This is a genomic window from Pseudomonas sp. NPDC079367 (assembly GCF_044542195.1).
Classification (GTDB): domain Bacteria; phylum Pseudomonadota; class Gammaproteobacteria; order Pseudomonadales; family Pseudomonadaceae; genus Aquipseudomonas.
Genome location: NZ_JBITTW010000010.1, coordinates 1 through 15,381, shown reverse-complemented (window position 1 = coordinate 15,381; position 15,381 = coordinate 1). Strand labels below are relative to the sequence as shown.

At 59.1% G+C, this 15,381-nt stretch carries 15 protein-coding genes; 10 read left to right on the top strand and 5 right to left on the bottom strand.

All coding sequences use genetic code 11. The features are described from left to right. The first annotated feature begins 149 nt into the window (after window positions 1-149). The 4 genes from ACIGDJ_RS11525 (at window position 150) to ACIGDJ_RS11510 (ending at window position 5,467) form a co-directional block, all read left to right on the top strand. On the top strand, window positions 150-1,754 hold the full coding sequence (locus tag ACIGDJ_RS11525; RefSeq protein WP_397478863.1) for a response regulator: 1,605 nt from the start codon (window positions 150-152) through the stop codon (window positions 1,752-1,754). Continuing rightward, window positions 1,751-2,443: a sensor histidine kinase gene (locus ACIGDJ_RS11520; RefSeq protein ID WP_397478862.1), complete on the top strand. Its 693-nt coding sequence runs from the start codon at window positions 1,751-1,753 to the stop codon at window positions 2,441-2,443. The genes ACIGDJ_RS11525 and ACIGDJ_RS11520 overlap by 4 nt, the downstream gene beginning before the upstream one ends. 327 nt (window positions 2,444-2,770) lie before the next feature. Beyond that, on the top strand, window positions 2,771-4,012 hold the full coding sequence (locus ACIGDJ_RS11515) for a glutamine synthetase family protein (protein WP_178081143.1): 1,242 nt from the start codon (window positions 2,771-2,773) through the stop codon (window positions 4,010-4,012). Window positions 4,013-4,081: 69 nt separating this feature from the next. Continuing rightward, window positions 4,082-5,467 carry an MFS transporter gene (locus ACIGDJ_RS11510; RefSeq protein ID WP_101156038.1) on the top strand — a complete coding sequence of 462 codons (1,386 nt, stop codon included), beginning with the start codon at window positions 4,082-4,084 and terminating at the stop codon, window positions 5,465-5,467. Window positions 5,468-5,541: 74 nt separating this feature from the next. Here the strand turns inward: ACIGDJ_RS11510 and ACIGDJ_RS11505 are convergent, their stop codons facing one another. The 4 genes from ACIGDJ_RS11505 to flgA all read right to left on the bottom strand — a co-directional run bounded on the left by ACIGDJ_RS11505 (window position 5,542) and on the right by flgA (window position 8,146). Continuing rightward, window positions 5,542-6,288: a flagellar brake protein gene (locus tag ACIGDJ_RS11505; RefSeq protein WP_101156040.1), complete on the bottom strand. Its 747-nt coding sequence runs from the start codon at window positions 6,286-6,288 to the stop codon at window positions 5,542-5,544. A 92-nt stretch (window positions 6,289-6,380) separates the two neighbouring features. Next, a complete protein-coding gene (locus tag ACIGDJ_RS11500; protein WP_101156042.1) occupies window positions 6,381-6,848 on the bottom strand; it encodes a flagella synthesis protein FlgN in 468 nt (155 codons plus the stop codon). Window positions 6,849-6,896: 48 nt separating this feature from the next. Further along, window positions 6,897-7,223 (bottom strand): flagellar biosynthesis anti-sigma factor FlgM, encoded by a 327-nt coding sequence (gene flgM, locus ACIGDJ_RS11495; RefSeq protein ID WP_325717363.1) that lies wholly within the window; start codon window positions 7,221-7,223, stop codon window positions 6,897-6,899. A gap of 161 nt (window positions 7,224-7,384) precedes the next feature. Next, window positions 7,385-8,146 carry a flagellar basal body P-ring formation chaperone FlgA gene (gene flgA / locus ACIGDJ_RS11490; RefSeq protein ID WP_397478876.1) on the bottom strand — a complete coding sequence of 254 codons (762 nt, stop codon included), beginning with the start codon at window positions 8,144-8,146 and terminating at the stop codon, window positions 7,385-7,387. Between the two features lie 82 nt (window positions 8,147-8,228). Here flgA and ACIGDJ_RS11485 point away from each other — a divergent pair, with 82 nt between their 5' ends. From ACIGDJ_RS11485 to flgE, 6 genes are all read left to right on the top strand, one after another. Beyond that, on the top strand, window positions 8,229-9,161 hold the full coding sequence (locus ACIGDJ_RS11485) for a chemotaxis protein CheV (RefSeq protein ID WP_101156048.1): 933 nt from the start codon (window positions 8,229-8,231) through the stop codon (window positions 9,159-9,161). 46 nt (window positions 9,162-9,207) lie between these two features. Beyond that, complete coding sequence (cheR, locus tag ACIGDJ_RS11480; protein WP_016773612.1) at window positions 9,208-10,035, top strand: protein-glutamate O-methyltransferase CheR; 828 nt, start codon at window positions 9,208-9,210, stop codon at window positions 10,033-10,035. 275 nt (window positions 10,036-10,310) lie between these two features. After that, window positions 10,311-10,721, top strand: coding sequence for a flagellar basal body rod protein FlgB (gene flgB / locus ACIGDJ_RS11475; protein ID WP_101156050.1), 411 nt, complete (start codon window positions 10,311-10,313; stop codon window positions 10,719-10,721). 3 nt (window positions 10,722-10,724) lie between these two features. After that, the gene (gene flgC, locus ACIGDJ_RS11470; protein WP_186552329.1) at window positions 10,725-11,168 is read left to right on the top strand and encodes a flagellar basal body rod protein FlgC; all 444 of its coding nucleotides are present in this window, start codon (window positions 10,725-10,727) and stop codon (window positions 11,166-11,168) included. A 15-nt stretch (window positions 11,169-11,183) separates the two neighbouring features. Next, window positions 11,184-11,912, top strand: coding sequence for a flagellar hook assembly protein FlgD (gene flgD, locus ACIGDJ_RS11465; RefSeq protein ID WP_101156054.1), 729 nt, complete (start codon window positions 11,184-11,186; stop codon window positions 11,910-11,912). Between the two features lie 31 nt (window positions 11,913-11,943). Next, window positions 11,944-13,278, top strand: coding sequence for a flagellar hook protein FlgE (gene flgE, locus ACIGDJ_RS11460; RefSeq protein ID WP_101156055.1), 1,335 nt, complete (start codon window positions 11,944-11,946; stop codon window positions 13,276-13,278). A gap of 905 nt (window positions 13,279-14,183) precedes the next feature. Here flgE and ACIGDJ_RS11455 read toward each other — a convergent pair. Next, on the bottom strand, window positions 14,184-15,381 hold a 1,198-nt coding region (locus ACIGDJ_RS11455; RefSeq protein WP_397504556.1), incomplete at its 5' end, for a ribonucleoside-diphosphate reductase subunit alpha.

The window sequence follows — 15,381 nt, the reverse complement described above, 5'->3', positions numbered from 1 at the left end:
CCACCCTCAGGCCCCGGCACTTTTGGCCGATAACCCGAACGGTGAGTTCAGACTCGCGCGAAATCGCTTGATGGCGCATGGCCTCCAGCTATCATTTGCGCGCCTGAAATCGCCTCGGTTCGTTTTCTTCAATTGCCTGGAAATCTTCGATGTCGTCGTATCACCAAAAAAGCTTTCTGATCGTCGATGATTTTTCGGATTTCCGCAGTTCCGTGCGTTCGATGTTGCGTGAGCTTGGCGTCAAGGATGTCGATACCGCCGACACCGGCGAGCAGGCGCTGAAGATGTGTTCGCAGAAGTCCTACGATTTCATCCTGCAGGATTTCCATCTCGGCGATGGCAAGAAGAACGGCCAACAAGTGCTAGAAGACCTGATGTCGGAAAAGCTCATCAGCCACGAAGCCGTCTTCGTCATGGTCACTGCCGAGACCAGCCAGGCCATGGTGCTCAGTGCACTTGAGCACGAGCCGGATGCGTACCTGACCAAGCCGTTCAACCGTTCCGGGCTGGCCCAACGCCTTGAGCGTCTGGAGCAACGCAAGACTTTGCTCAAACCGATTCTGCAGGCCCTCGATCGCGGTAAGCCGGTCGAGGTGCTCAATGCCTGTATTGCCCTGTGCAAACAGGACATCCGCTACTCGCCACTGTGCCTGCGTTACCGCGCCGATGCGCTGCGCGACATGAACCAGAACGAGGCGCTGGAGCGGCTCTATGACAGCATCATCGCCGACCGTCCGTTGCCGTGGGCTTTTGCTGGATTGGGAAAACTGCTGTTCAAGCGCGGGCAGGTCTCGCAGGCCAAAGAAGTTTATGAAAAAGCCCTGAAAGTCTTTCCGATGATGCCGGCACTGTATGACGGCATGGCCGATGTGCTGGTGGCCGAAGGCGACAGCAAAGGCGCGCAGCGGGTGCTCGAAGAAGCGATTCGCCTGTCGCCATTGGCGGTACGCCGCCAAGCGCTGCTGGGCAAACTGGCGATGGCCAACGAAGATTTCGAAACCGCTTCGCGTGCCTACCGTCAGGCCGTGTCGCAAGGGGCCCAGTCGCGCTTCAAAGACCCGGAAAGCAATCTCGGCCTGGCGCATGCGCTGATCAGCAAGGGCAGCGATCGCGGCCTCGACACGCGCACGCGGCTGGAAATCAACACCACCCTCAGCGCCGTGGCCAAAGAGAACCCGAGCGACCCCGGCCTGCAAATCCGTGCGCGACTGATGAAAGCCACCAGCCTGTTGCTCAACGACGCCGAAACCGCTGACAAACTCACCGAACAAGCACTGATGCGCCTCGATGGCATGGAGCAATTCATGAGTCCTGAGGCCGCGTTGCTGGTGGCCAAACAGTTGCAGATGCTCGGTCAGGCCGAGGCGGGCACTTCGATGCTCAAGAGTTGCGCGGAGATCTACGGTGATGACCCGGCGGTGATGAAAGACATCGCCAAGCTCACCGACGATCCGACCATTCTCAGCTCGAGCAACGCTGCGGCCGATCTCAACCGCCAGGGCGTGCGCGTATACAAGACCGGTAACCTGGTCGAGGCCCGCGAGGTATTTCGCAAGGCGCTCAAGCTGCAACCGAAAAACATCAGTATTGCGCTGAACCTGGCCCAGTCGCTGCTGCACGGCACCGACACCAGTGTGCCGTCGGCGGAGCTGGAAGAATGTCGGGCCTGCCTGAAAATGGTCGGCCTGATGCCCGACACCGACGCGCGGTTTGCGCGTTATCAGAAGCTGAAAAGCAAGGCGTTTGGCGAATGAAGCAAGTTGATCCGGCGCTGGATTTTTCCACGGTGATTGCCTCCACCGTGCATGACATGAAGAATTCCCTGGCCATGCTGATGCAGGCGCACAGCCAATGGCTGGCGCGTTTGCCCAAAGAGCTGCGCGAAGGTTCGGAGCAGGGCGTGATCGATTTCGAGTTTGCACACTTCAACGGCATGCTGGTGCAACTGCTGGGGCTGTACAAACTCGGCGTCAATCAGCTGCCGCTGCAGCCGGCCTATCACGAACTCGACGATTTCATCGAGGCGCAACTGGCCGCGCATCAGGAGGTGTTCGCCAGCCGCGGCATCATCGCCACTTATGAAGTCGACCCGTTGAGCCCGCTGGGTTTCTTCGATCGCGAGCTGATCGCTTCGGTGCTTGGCAACTGCATCAACAATGCGATCCGTTACGCCCGCGAGTCGCTGCTGATTACCGTCAGCGACGAAGCCGGGCAACTGGTGCTGAGCATCAATGACGACGGCGTCGGTTATCCGCGCGAGATGCTCGAGCGCCAGGCCGATTACGTGCAGGGCATCAACCACGGCAGCGGCAGCACCGGCCTGGGTCTGTATTTCGCCAATCGCATCGCTGCGCTGCATCAGCGCAACGGCGTGGAAGGGCGCACCGAAATCAGCAATGGCGGGCCGTTGGGTGGCGGGGTGTTCAGCCTCTACTTGCCCTGAGGACTGGTGTAGGAGCTGACAAGTGCAACGAGGCTGCGATCTTTTGATCTTGAAAAATCAAAGTCAAAAGATCGCAGCCTCGTTGCACTCGTCAGCTCCTACGCAGCTCCTACGGCTCCTGCACATGATCGGGATTTTTGTGGGCTCTGCTTGATATTCCGAACAGGCGAAGCCTATTTTGTCCGGGTCGCCGTTCGCGGCTCGCACAACAACAAGGATTGCGTCATGACAACCGATGGCCAGGGTTCACTCGCGCAGCGATTGACCGGCATTGATGAGATTGAATGTGTCACCCCGGATCTGAACGGTGTGCCACGGGGCAAGGTGATGACCGCTGAGGGTTTCCTCGAAGGGCGGCGTTTGCAGTTGGCGCGCGGTGTGCTGCTGCAATGCATCATGGGCGGTTATCCGCCGGCGCGTTTTTACGGCAGCGATGACGGCGATCTGGCGCTGGTCGCCGACCCTGCGCAGATTCATCGTCTGCCCTGGAGCGACGAGCCGCGCGCCATGGCAATTTGCGACGCCGACGAACTGAGCGGGGAGAGCTCCAGCCTCTCGACCCGTGGCCAGCTCAAGGCGGTTATCGCCCGTTATGCCGCGCACGGGCTGGCGCCGGTGGTGGCGACCGAGCTGGAGTTTTTTGTCTTCGCACCGAACACCGATCCGACTCAGCCGTTCCGTCCGCCGGTTGGTCTCGACGGCCGTCGCGAGGATGGTCAGTCGGCGTTCAGCGTCAGTTCCAATAACGGTCTGCGGCCATTCTTCAGCGAAGTGTATAAATGCATGGCCGCTCTCGGTCTGCCGCGCGACACCTTCATGCACGAAATGGGCGTCAGCCAGTTTGAGATCAATCTGCTGCACGGCGATCCGCTGCTGCTGGCCGACCAGACGTTCCTGTTCAAGCACCTGCTCAAAGAAGTCGCGCTCAAGCATGGCCTGACCGTGGTGTGCATGGCCAAACCGTTGGCGCACACGCCGGGCAGTTCGATGCATATTCATCAAAGCATCGTCGAAATCGGCAGCGGCAGGAATGTCTTCACTGACGCCAATGGTGAGCCGACCGCCATGTTCCGCCACTTCATCGGCGGGCAACAGGCAGGCCTCGCCGATTTCACCGCACTATTCGCACCCAACGTGAACTCCTATCAGCGCCTGTGTCATCCGTACGCGTCGCCGAACAATGCCTGTTGGTCCCACGACAATCGCGCCGCCGGCTTGCGTATTCCCGCCAGTTCGCCGGCCGCACGTCGGGTCGAAAACCGCTTGCCGGGCGCCGACGCCAATCCTTATCTGGCCATCGCCGCCAGTCTGGCGGCGGGTTTGCACGGCATCGAGCAGGAGTTGGAGCCGAGCGCAGCGATCCAGGGCGAATTTGCGGTGCCCGATAATCTGGCGTTGCCGTGTACCTTGCACGCCGCGCTTGAACGTCTGAAACGTAGCCAGTTGGCGAGGGAACTGTTCGGATCGGAGTTCATCGAAGGCTACATCGCTTCGAAGACCATGGAGTTGACCAGCTTCTTTGATGAAATCACTCCCTGGGAGCGCCGTGTGCTGGCCGCCCAGGCCTGACGTTTTGCTGCCATCGGGCGGTCGTTCTGACCGCCCGGTATTCACTGCAAGGAGCCGCTCGGAACGCCGATGCGCCAAATCTGGAAATCCTTTCGAGCGCTGTATTTCGCCTCGCTGATGATGTTGATCGGCTCAGGCCTTCTCTCTACTTATCTGGCTTTGCGTCTGGCTGCCGACAATGTCGACGGGCTGTGGGTCGGTGCGCTGATGGCGGCCAACTATTTCGGCTTGGTGCTGGGCGGCAAGATCGGCCATCGCCTGATCGCCCGGGTCGGGCATATCCGTGCGTACTCGGCTTGTGCCGGGATCGTTGGTGCAGCGGTGCTCGGCCACGGCCTGGTGGATTGGCTGCCGGCGTGGCTGGTGCTGCGGACAATCGTCGGTCTGGGCATGATGTGCCAGTACATGGTCATCGAGAGCTGGCTCAACGAGCAGGCCGACGCCAATCAGCGCGGGCTGGTGTTCAGCGGCTACATGATTGCTTCGTATCTGGGCCTGGTGCTGGGCCAACTGATTCTGGTCATGCACCCCGGCCTCGGGCTGGAACTGCTGATGCTGGTGGCGCTGTGCTTTGCCCTGTGTCTTGTGCCGGTGACGTTGACCCGACGGATTCACCCAGCGCCACTGCATCCGGCGCCGATGGAGCCGCGCTTCTTCATCAAACGTGTGCCGCAATCGCTGAGCACGGTGCTCGGTGCCGGTCTGATCATCGGTTCGTTTTATGGTCTGGCGCCGCTGTATGCCTCGCAGCAGGGGCTGTCGACCGAGCAGGTCGGTCTGTTCATGGGTAGCTGCATTTTTGCCGGTCTGCTGGTGCAGTGGCCGTTGGGCTGGTTGTCCGACCGTTATGACCGCGCGCTGCTGATTCGCTGCTTTGCCGGGTTTCTGGCGGTGGCGGCGTTGCCGTTGGCGATCATGCCGCAGGTGCCGCTGGAGGTGCTGTTTGTTGTCGGCTTTTTCTGTTCGCTGGTGCAGTTCTGTCTGTATCCGCTGGCGGTGGCGTTCTCTAATGACCACGTCGAAGGTGATCGCCGCGTATCGCTGACCGCCATGTTGCTGGTGACTTATGGTGTTGGCGCGAGCATCGGGCCGCTGCTCGCGGGTGTGCTGATGAAGTTTCTCGGCAGTCAGAGCCTGTATGCGTTCTTCAGTTTCTTTGCGTTGGTGCTGGTCTGGCGGATTCGCCCGAAAGCGGTTACCAACCTGCATCAGGTCGACGACGCACCGCTGCACCACGTGGCAATGCCGGACAGCATGTCGAGCTCGCCGCTGGTAGCGGCGCTTGACCCGCGTGTCGATGAGCAGGTGGTGCAGGAGCAGATGGTGCAGGACCCGGCGCCAACAAATCCTGAGCCGGAACCCGAACCCGTCGCCCAGCCGGAAGCAGTGGCCGAATCCGATCTGGACAGCGTCGATGACAAACCTGCGCCGGATATCAGCGGCGGCAGGCCCTGAAGTTCACGTAAAAGATTGGCGCATAAAAAAGGGCAGTCCTGTGAAGGGCTGCCCTTTTTATTGGTCGCTGCGAATCAGAGGTCGTCTTTGTCGAAACGCCGTGCTTCACGCTGCAACTGATAAACAAAACGCTCGACGTTGCGGGCAGCCTGACCACTGATGTTGTGGAAGCGCAGACCCGCGAAGGTGATGTTGAGTTTTTCTTCGAAGTGCAAATAGCGCAGCTCGACCGACGTTGGCTGGTTGCCGAACAGCGGCGGAGCGATCAGGCGATCGTAGACCTGGCCCAGTTGCAGGCGATCTGTGATATCGCCTTCAAAACGGAATTTGCACCCGGTGGCGGAGATATCCAGCAGCTTGCCGTGCAGAGGGACCTTGAGCTTTTCCCCGCCCAATTCAACGCTGACCAGATCGGTGAGTTTCAGCGCGGCGCGGAAGGCATTGCGGCGCTGGTGGTAGACCACTTCGCTCGGCAGGTCGCCGGTGTAGAAGCGGTCGCCCTCGGATTCTTCGATGTTCAGCGTGCCGTTGCATTCCCAGGCAATGCGTACGCCGTCATGAAAGCCTTCGACCTTGAACGGTTCGCCAGCCTGCAGGAAACGCTCGCCATCGCGCGGAATCATTTCGTCGAGTGCAATGGTTGCGGTTTCACGGTCGACCTTGATCAGGTAACTCTGAAAACGCTGGCTGCGTTCATGGAAGGTAATGATCAGCGGATCATGGCTGTCTTGCAGCTGGCGCAGGTTGCTGGAGATTTCCAGGGGCGTGGTGAGCACCTTCGGAGGCTGCGGAGCATCATCCGCGCTTAGGGTGTTGGACACGGTTCTTCAATCTCCAGACAAAATAAGACTACAACTGGCCAGTATTTTGCCAGCATGTTGCGCAGGTGGATAGTGCAGGGCCACCGAATGGCTCATGCCTGGCTGAGCGTACGCGGCTTGACCGGTTTGGCGAAGGTCCCGCTGGCGTCGTACAGCGCTGGCGGCTCACCGCCGGTGAGGATCTTCAGCTGATTGGCCGTGGTCGCCTGCTGGATCTGGATCGACTGGCCGTTCTTGACGTTGGCGGCCTGGCACTGCGCAATCAGCGCGGTCAGTGCATCGCCCTGAGCCAGCAACTGCTCGCCAATACTCGATTGGCTGGCCAGTTGCTCAAGCCCGCTGCGATCGGTCGGCAGGTTGAGGCTGGCGAGGATTTCGCTGCGCTTGCGGCCATGCTGCTCGAGCAGAATGATCAACGCTTGCTTGGTCGCCAGAATGTCTTCCAGCAGCGGCATGTCACGACCATGCAAAGCGAGGGATTCGGTTTGCAATAACTCCAGCAATTGTTGCGCTGGAGCAAAGTCGTCGTTGATCAGTTGCAATAAGTTAGTGTCGTGCATGGCTGGCCTTGGGGTTTAAGCGTCCAAAAGCCTGGCGCCGGCAAAAGCCTAGCGCTGGGCTTCGAAGTTGAGCAGTTTGCTGGCTACACGGTTGCTGTCGACTTTATAGCTGCCATCGGCAATCGCGGCTTTCAACTCGGCCACGCGGGCTTTGTCGACAGCAGGCTGATCGCGCAGCTTGTCAGTGACCTTCTGCAACTGTTGAGCCTCATTGCTGAGGTGTACCGACTCCCCGCTTTTGGCGGCATTGGCCTGTTCGGCCTGGGTATTCAGCGGCGCGGAGGGGCTGTTTTCAGCACTTTCCTTGGCGTTGCTGGTACGTGTATTGCCTGTCAGAGACGAGGAACTGTTCAAACGGCTGAAATCGATAACCATGATAAAAACCTCTGGGAATTTGGACGCTTGCCATGTTTTCGGCTATCCCCTGAAAAACTTTAGGCCCAATTAACCATAAGCTTGCATGCGCCGTTGCGAGACCTGCTGCGGCACAGTTTAGGGAAGCGACGGGATCGGCGCCAGTTTTCTCCACAGGGCTTTTACATGGCCACTTCGACCTGTCCCGGCGCAATCACCTGCGCCTTGATAACTCTTTGAGAATTAAGGTTTTTTACTCGAATCTGTTCTTTCATGCCGCCATTGGAGAGTGCTTCCCCCGGCATGCGTACGGCGAGGGTGCCGCTACGCGCAGTGATCACCACCTGGTCGCCCTTACGCACGACTTCGGCCTGCTCCAGATGCACCAGCGTGATGACCTGATCGGCTACCGTTGGTCGGGTCAATTTTTGCCCGATCGCTTCGTCGACCGAGGTCAGGAAACCCTGATTGATCGTGCTGACGTCGCGCTCACGCAGGGTCACATCCTGCGGCTGGATAATGCCGGCGCGTTTCAGCGGGCGAGTGGTGGTCACGATCTCGCGAAACAGGCGGACTTGAGCGGGCACGAACACCGTCCATGGCGAGCTGCCTTCGCAGCGGACCTTCACCGTAACGCGGCCCAATGGTCGCGCCGGGCTCTCGAGGGTGGCTGTCAATTCCTTGTCGCACATGGGCATGCGCATGCGCGGGTCGAGCTTGTTGACTTCGATTTCGTAGCGGCCTTCGGTTTGACTGGAAGCCAAATAGTCTTCTACGGTGAATTCAAGAAAGCCCTGAGTCACGCCGATAAGCATATCAGGCAAGGTAACCGCATCTGCATTGGCAGGACTGCCAGCAAGCAAGCAGCAAACGGCGGACACCGCGCAAAGCCCTTTGCGAAGGGAGGATGTCAGGCGTCGGGAAAATGTCGTTTGAGCGTTCATACGAGTTAAAAAGCAAGCGCCGTGCCGTTTAGCAATGAATGTGCGTCGCAACAACACTTGGCGTTGGTGTAGGAGTCTGGGCATGGCTGGTGTAATGGATTCGGTGAACCAGCGCACGCAACTGGTAGGGCAGAATCGCCTCGAGCTGCTGTTGTTCCGTCTCGACGGGCCGCAGCTCTACGGGATCAACGTGTTCAAGGTACGGGAAGTGTTGCAATGCCCGTCACTGACATTGATGCCCAAGTCCAGTCCTGTCGTGTGCGGGGTGGCGAATATACGGGGAGCGACCATTCCGATCCTGGATCTGGCAATGGCAACGGGCTCCGGTGCGTTGAAAGACAAGAAAAACCCGTTTGTGATCATCACGGAGTACAACACCAAGACCCAGGGTTTCCTGGTCCGCTCGGTGGAGCGCATCGTCAACATGAACTGGGAAGAGATCCATCCGCCGCCCAAGGGTACCGGTCGCGATCACTACCTGACCGCGGTGACTCGGGTCGACAACCAGCTGGTCGAAATCATCGACGTCGAGAAGGTGCTGGCCGAAGTGGCACCGACGCCGGAAGCGATCTCGGTGGGCGTGGTCGATGTCGAAACGCAGACCAAGGCGTTGTCGCTGCGGGTGCTGACGGTCGATGACTCGTCGGTGGCGCGCAAGCAGGTCACGCGTTGTCTGCAGACCATCGGTGTCGAGGTGGTGGCGCTGAACGACGGCAAGCAGGCGCTGGATTACCTGCGCAAGCTGGTCGACGAGGGCAAGAAGCCGGAAGAAGAGTTCCTGATGATGATTTCCGACATCGAGATGCCGGAGATGGACGGGTACACCCTGACGGCGGAAATCCGCGGCGACGCACGCATGCAAAAGCTCCATATCATCCTGCATACTTCGTTGTCGGGGGTATTCAATCAGGCGATGGTGAAGAAAGTCGGCGCTGATGACTTTCTGGCCAAATTCCGTCCTGATGACCTCGCATCCCGGGTAGTCGACCGGATCAAAGCAGCAGATATCAGCTAGGGGCCTTCTGCTCCTGGTGTTCAACACGATTTAAGAGGCGGCACCATTGTCTACGGGTAATTTGGATTTCGAACAGTTCCGGGTCTTCCTGGAAAAGGCCTGTGGCATTTTGCTCGGTGAAAACAAGCAGTATCTGGTCTCCAGCCGTCTCAACAAACTGATGGAGCAGCAAGGCATCAAGTCGCTGGGTGAGCTGGTGCAGCGCATCCAGACCCAGCCGCGCAGCGGTTTGCGCGAGCAGGTGGTCGATGCCATGACGACCAACGAAACCCTGTGGTTTCGCGACACCTATCCGTTTGAAGTCTTGAAGAACAAGGTACTGCCGGAAGCGATCAAGGCCAGTCCCAACCAGCGTTTGCGCATCTGGTCGGCGGCCTGCTCGTCGGGGCAGGAACCCTATTCGCTGTCGATGTCGATCGACGAGTTCGAGCGCAGCAACCTTGGTCAGTTGAAGATGGGCGTGCAAATCGTTGCCACCGATCTGTCGGGCCTGATGCTCAACAACTGCAAGACCGGCGAGTACGACAGCCTGGCGATCGGTCGCGGCCTGTCGCCGGAACGCCTGCAACGCTATTTCGACCCGAAAGGGCCGGGTCGCTGGGTGGTCAAGGCGCCGATCAAGAGCCGGGTGGAGTTCCGCTCGTTCAACCTGCTCGACAGCTACGCAGCGCTGGGCAAGTTCGACATCGTGTTCTGCCGCAACGTGCTGATCTACTTCTCTGCCGAAGTGAAGAAGGACATCCTGTTGCGCATTCACAGCACGTTGAAGCCGGGCGGGTATCTGTTCCTCGGTGCTTCCGAAGCGCTGAACGGTTTGCCGGATCATTACCAGATGGTTCAGTGCAGCCCGGGGATTATCTACAAGGCGAAATAACCGGTTCGCGGCAATACAAAAAACGGGAGGCCCTCAAAGGCCTCCCGTTTTTTTTGCCTGACACCGCACCCCGAGCCTTCGGCAGCTCCTACAGGTTCGGTGTTGGCAGGCGACAGCGGCAGAAAAGCGGCATACGGCGGAAACCGGTTGCCGCTTTTCTGGCATTGCCGCTTTGCCTGTTTGGCGCAAAGCCCCGGAATACGGGACTTTGCCCATTTGGCACGGCGCTTGCTAAAGCTCAGTTACGAAAAACCGGTCACCTGAAGGTTCCCGACATGAGCATCAGCTTCGACAAAGCGCTGGGCATTCACGAAAAGGCATTGGGCTTCCGCGCCCAGCGTGCCGAAGTGCTGGCCAACAACATCGCCAACGCCGACACCCCGAACTACAAGGCGCGGGATCTGGAATTCTCCAAAGTGCTCGAAGCACAGACCGAGAAGACCAGGACCGGCGGCCACTTTGCCCTGAACATGACCAACAGCCGTCACATCGAAGCTGAAGGGCTGGGCAATGGCGACGAGTCGCTGATGTATCGCACGCCGATGCAGCCTTCGATCGACCAGAACACCGTTGACGCTCAACTGGAACAGTCGAACTACGCGGAAAACGCCGTCGGCTTCCAGGCCAGCTTCACCTTGCTCAACAGCAAATTCAAAGGGCTGGTGTCAGCCCTGCGCGGAGAATAATCCATGTCCCTGTCCAGCGTTTTCAACATTGCCGGCAGCGGCATGAGCGCGCAGACCACGCGTCTGAATACCGTCGCCTCGAACATCGCCAACGCCGAAACCGTTTCCTCGAGCATCGACCAGACCTACCGCGCCCGCCACCCGGTGTTTGCCACCATGTTCCAGGGCGGCCAGGCCGGCGGCAGCAACTCGCTGTTCCAGAACCAGGACGCGGCCGGTCAGGGTGTTCAGGTGTTGGGCGTGGTCGAGGATGACAGCAACCTCGAAGCGCGCTACGAGCCGAACCATCCGGCCGCCGACGCCAAGGGCTACGTCTACTACCCGAACGTCAACGTGGTGGAAGAAATGGCTGACATGATTTCCGCGAGCCGCTCGTTCCAGACCAACGCCGAAATGATGAACACCGCCAAAACCATGATGCAGAAGGTACTGACCCTCGGTCAGTAATAAGGGGCGACTGCCATGAGCGTTACGGATACCACCAGCAGCCTGAGCATGAACGACATCCTGGCCAACTCGTCGAAGAAGGCCAGCGGCACCACCTCCGGCGGCATCGCTTCGGCGACCGACAGTGCCACCGGCGGCCAGGCGTTGGGCAAGGATGCTTTCCTGCAATTGCTGGTCACCCAGCTGAAAAACCAGAACCCGCTCGACCCGCAGGACAACAGCGCTTTCGTTGCGCAACTGGCGCAGTTCAGCAGCCTGGAAGGCATCACCACGCTGAACTCCACGGTCAGTGGCCTTGCCGGCAACTACAACTCGTCGCAGGCGCTGCAGGCTTCGTCGCTGGTTGGTCGCAACGTGATCGTGCAGACCAATACCGCCCAGCTCGACGACCCGAGCAAAGGCCTGACCGGTTCGGTCACCGTGCCTTCGACGATTGCCGCCGGCACCGTGACCATTACCGACAAGGACGGCAAAGCCGTGCGCACCATCGACCTGGGCAGCCGCGCTGCCGGCGATGCCAGTTTCACCTGGGACGGCAAGGACACCGCCGGCACCGTGGTGCCGGTCGGCACTTACACGTTCAAGGCCAACGCACCGATCAACGGCACCGCGACTGACCTGGCGACCTACCTGCCAGCGACCGTCAACAGCGTGACGATCAGCCAGACCGGTGGCGAGCTGATGCTCAACCTGGCCGGCAAGGGCACCGTTGCCCTGTCCAAAGTACAAACCATTGGTATATAGAGCCGACTAACCCGGCACGAAGGAGTGGAACATGTCTTTTAACATCGGCCTTAGCGGTCTCTATGCCGCCAACAAACAACTCGACGTCACCGGCAACAACATCGCCAACGTCGCCACCGCCGGTTTCAAATCCTCGCGCGCAGAATTCGAAGACGTGTATTCGTCGACTCGTCTGGGCAGCGGCAGCAAAGTCATCGGCAACGGCGTGCGCCTGGCCAACGTTTCCCAGCAGTTCACCCAGGGTGACATCAACAACACTGGCAACGTGCTGGACATGGGCATCAACGGTTCCGGCTTCTTCACCATGAGCAACAACGGCTCGATCTCGTACACCCGTGCCGGTACCTTCAAGGTCGACAACGCCGGTTACATCACCAACACCAACTACACCTCGCGTCTGCAGGGTTACGGTGTGGATGCCAACGGCAAAATCCTCAACGGTGTGTTGACTGACCTTAAGATCGACACGTCGAACCTGGCGCCGAAGTCGTCCTCTTCGGTGACCTCGAGCATCAACTTGAATTCGTCGGCGCCAGTGATCGTCGACACCGGTACCGGCGCCGTCAAGTTCGATCCGTCGAAGCCTGAGACTTATACCAAGTCGTTCAGCACACCGATCTATGACACTCAGGGCAACTCCCACGTCATGGACCAGTACATGGTCAAGAGTGGCGAAAACACCTGGAAGGTTTACACCCTGGTTGATGGCCGTAATCCGGACGCTACCGGCAGCAACCCGGTGACCACTGCGCCGGTTGCTTCGACGCTGTCGTTTGACAGTTCCGGCAAGCTGGTTCAGGTAAGCACGCCTGACCCGGCGGATCCCGCCAACCCGATCATCAGCAGCGATCTGAAACTGACCAACTGGGTGCCGGGCACAGTGACCGATGGCGATTTCACGCCTAACGGCGCGGCAGCCAACCCGAATGGCGTGACCATTTCGATGGCCAAGACCACTCAGTACAACGCGGATACTTCGCGGACAATTCCGACTCAGGATGGTTACGCCACTGGCCAGATCACCAACCTGACCATCGACGGCACCGGTACCCTTTTCGCCAACTTCAGCAACAACCAGAGCAAGGCGATCGGTCAGGTTGCGCTGGCCAGTTTTACCAACGAACAGGGTCTGCAGGCTGTTGGCGGTACCAGTTGGAAAGAGACTTTCGCTTCGGGTATTCCGGGTTACGACGCGCCGAAGACCGGTACGTTGGGTGAGGTGGTGTCCAACTCGCTGGAAGAATCGAACGTTAACCTGACCAACGAGCTGGTTGATCTGATCAAGGGTCAGAGCAATTATCAGGCGAACGCCAAGACCATTTCGACGCAAAGCACGATTATGCAGACCATTATTCAGATGACCTGATTCGGGTTTCTGACTGGTTTTTTTGGGCCCCTCGGTTTTGAGGGGCTTTTTTTTGGGGCCGTGGCGGCCTTTGGGCCGACCAGGTTCTTGGGGTTTTGGGGGAATATCCGTTTTGTGCGGTGCTGCGGCTGGCGGTTTCGCCTGACGGCGACTTACTTTTTTACAAGCGCCAAAAAAAGTAAGCAAAAAACGCTAGCTCCTACGTTCGGCCCTCGCAGGCTCGGGTCCCTTCGCTGCGGGATCGATCCGGGCGCAGCGGCTACGGTTTGCTTCGCTGCACCTACTTGCGCTGTGTCTGGCTGCGCCAGACGGTCGCTGCGCTCCCACGCCCGGATCAATCCCTCCACTCAGCCTTCCGACGTCGCCGGTGGATCAAGATCAAAAGCCTTACTCGAGCTTGCGCTCATTGTTGAGTGGGGCGGCTTCGCCGCGGGCAGCTGCGCTGCTTTGCTTTTGCTTTTGCTTTTGTGGGAGCGAGCCTGCTCGCGATAGCGGTCTGGCGGCCAACCAATTTCACCCAGATACCCACGATCCAACTGTAGGAGCCGCCGAAGGCTCGGGCCGCGATCGGACGATCTTTTGATCTGGCTCTTGATCTGGCTCTTGATCTGGCTCTTGATCTGGCTTTTGCTTTGCTTCAGCTCTTGATCTTTCGCCCCTTCGGCGGGCTTCGTTACGGGATCGATCCGGGCGTGGTAGCGCAGCGACCGTACGACCAGGTCTCTGAAAAGGTGACTCGCTGTAAGAGCGAAACCATAAGAAGCCGTTACCGCAGCAACGGATATTCACCCAAACCCAAGCCCAAACCCCAAAAAAACAAAACCCCCGACAAACCAGAAGTCTGTCGGGGGTTTTCTTTTTTCTCGAGATATCAGGCGTCTCGCAACGCCTGATCTCAGCTCAGCTTATTGGCAAGCTTCGCAATCCGGCTCGTCAATCGCGCAGGCCTTTGGCACGGGTGCCGGACCTGCCGGAGCGGCCAGGACCGAATCGTCGCCGTGGTTGCCGCCGCTGGAAACAGCGTTCAGCTTACCGGTGTTGATGGTCGACTTCTCGGTGCTGGTCGCGGCCAGGGCACGGAGGTAGTAGGTGGTTTTCAGACCACGGTACCAGGCCATGCGGTAGGTCACGTCGAGCTTCTTGCCCGATGCGCCGGCGATGTACAGGTTCAGCGACTGGGCCTGGTCGATCCACTTCTGACGACGGCTGGCGGCGTCAACGATCCACTTGGTGTCCACTTCGAACGCGGTCGCGTAGAGCTCTTTGAGTTCTTGCGGGATGCGTTCGATCTGCTGAACCGAACCGTCGTAGTACTTCAGGTCGTTGATCATGACCGAGTCCCACAGGCCGCGCGCTTTCAGGTCGCGAACCAGGTACGGGTTGATCACGGTGAATTCGCCCGACAGGTTCGATTTCACGTACAGGTTCTGGTAGGTCGGTTCGATCGACTGCGAAACGCCAGTGATGTTGGCGATGGTCGCGGTCGGTGCGATGGCCATGATGTTCGAGTTACGGATGCCTTTCTGCACACGGGCGCGAACCGGTGCCCAGTCGAGGGTTTCCTTCAGGTCGACGTCAATGTACTTCTCGCCACGCTGTTCGATCAGGATCTGTTGCGAATCCAGCGGCAGGATGCCTTTGGACCACAGCGAACCGTTGAACGTCTCGTAGGCGCCGCGCTCGTCGGCCAGGTCGCAGGAAGCCTGGATCGCGTAGTAGCTGACCGCTTCCATCGACTTGTCGGCGAACTCGACGGCAGCGTCGGAGCCGTAGGCGATGTGCTGCAGGTACAAGGCGTCCTGGAAGCCCATGATGCCCAGACCGACCGGACGGTGGCGGAAGTTGGAGTTCTTCGCTTGCGGCACCGAGTAGTAGTTGATGTCGATCACGTTATCGAGCATGCGCACGGCAGTGTTCACGGTGCGTTGCAGCTTGGCGGTATCGAGCTTGCCGTCGACGATGTGGTTCGGCAGGTTGATCGAGCCCAGGTTGCAAACGGCGATCTCGTCCTTGTTGGTGTTCAAGGTGATCTCGGTGCACAGGTTCGAGCTGTGGACCACGCCGACGTGCTGCTGCGGGCTGCGCAGGTTGCAAGATCGGAAG

Coding starts and splice junctions, on each gene's coding strand:
- flgC (WP_186552329.1), top strand. CDS start 10,725: ATGTCCCTGTCCAGCGTTTTCAACATTGCCGGCAGCGGCATGAGCGCG.
- flgD (WP_101156054.1), top strand. CDS start 11,184: ATGAGCGTTACGGATACCACCAGCAGCCTGAGCATGAACGACATCCTG.
- ACIGDJ_RS11500 (WP_101156042.1), bottom strand. CDS start 6,848: ATGCACGACACTAACTTATTGCAACTGATCAACGACGACTTTGCTCCA.
- flgB (WP_101156050.1), top strand. CDS start 10,311: ATGAGCATCAGCTTCGACAAAGCGCTGGGCATTCACGAAAAGGCATTG.
- flgA (WP_397478876.1), bottom strand. CDS start 8,146: ATGAACGCTCAAACGACATTTTCCCGACGCCTGACATCCTCCCTTCGC.
- ACIGDJ_RS11525 (WP_397478863.1), top strand. CDS start 150: ATGTCGTCGTATCACCAAAAAAGCTTTCTGATCGTCGATGATTTTTCG.
- flgM (WP_325717363.1), bottom strand. CDS start 7,223: ATGGTTATCGATTTCAGCCGTTTGAACAGTTCCTCGTCTCTGACAGGC.
- ACIGDJ_RS11520 (WP_397478862.1), top strand. CDS start 1,751: ATGAAGCAAGTTGATCCGGCGCTGGATTTTTCCACGGTGATTGCCTCC.
- ACIGDJ_RS11510 (WP_101156038.1), top strand. CDS start 4,082: ATGCGCCAAATCTGGAAATCCTTTCGAGCGCTGTATTTCGCCTCGCTG.
- ACIGDJ_RS11515 (WP_178081143.1), top strand. CDS start 2,771: ATGACCGCTGAGGGTTTCCTCGAAGGGCGGCGTTTGCAGTTGGCGCGC.
- ACIGDJ_RS11485 (WP_101156048.1), top strand. CDS start 8,229: ATGGCTGGTGTAATGGATTCGGTGAACCAGCGCACGCAACTGGTAGGG.
- flgE (WP_101156055.1), top strand. CDS start 11,944: ATGTCTTTTAACATCGGCCTTAGCGGTCTCTATGCCGCCAACAAACAA.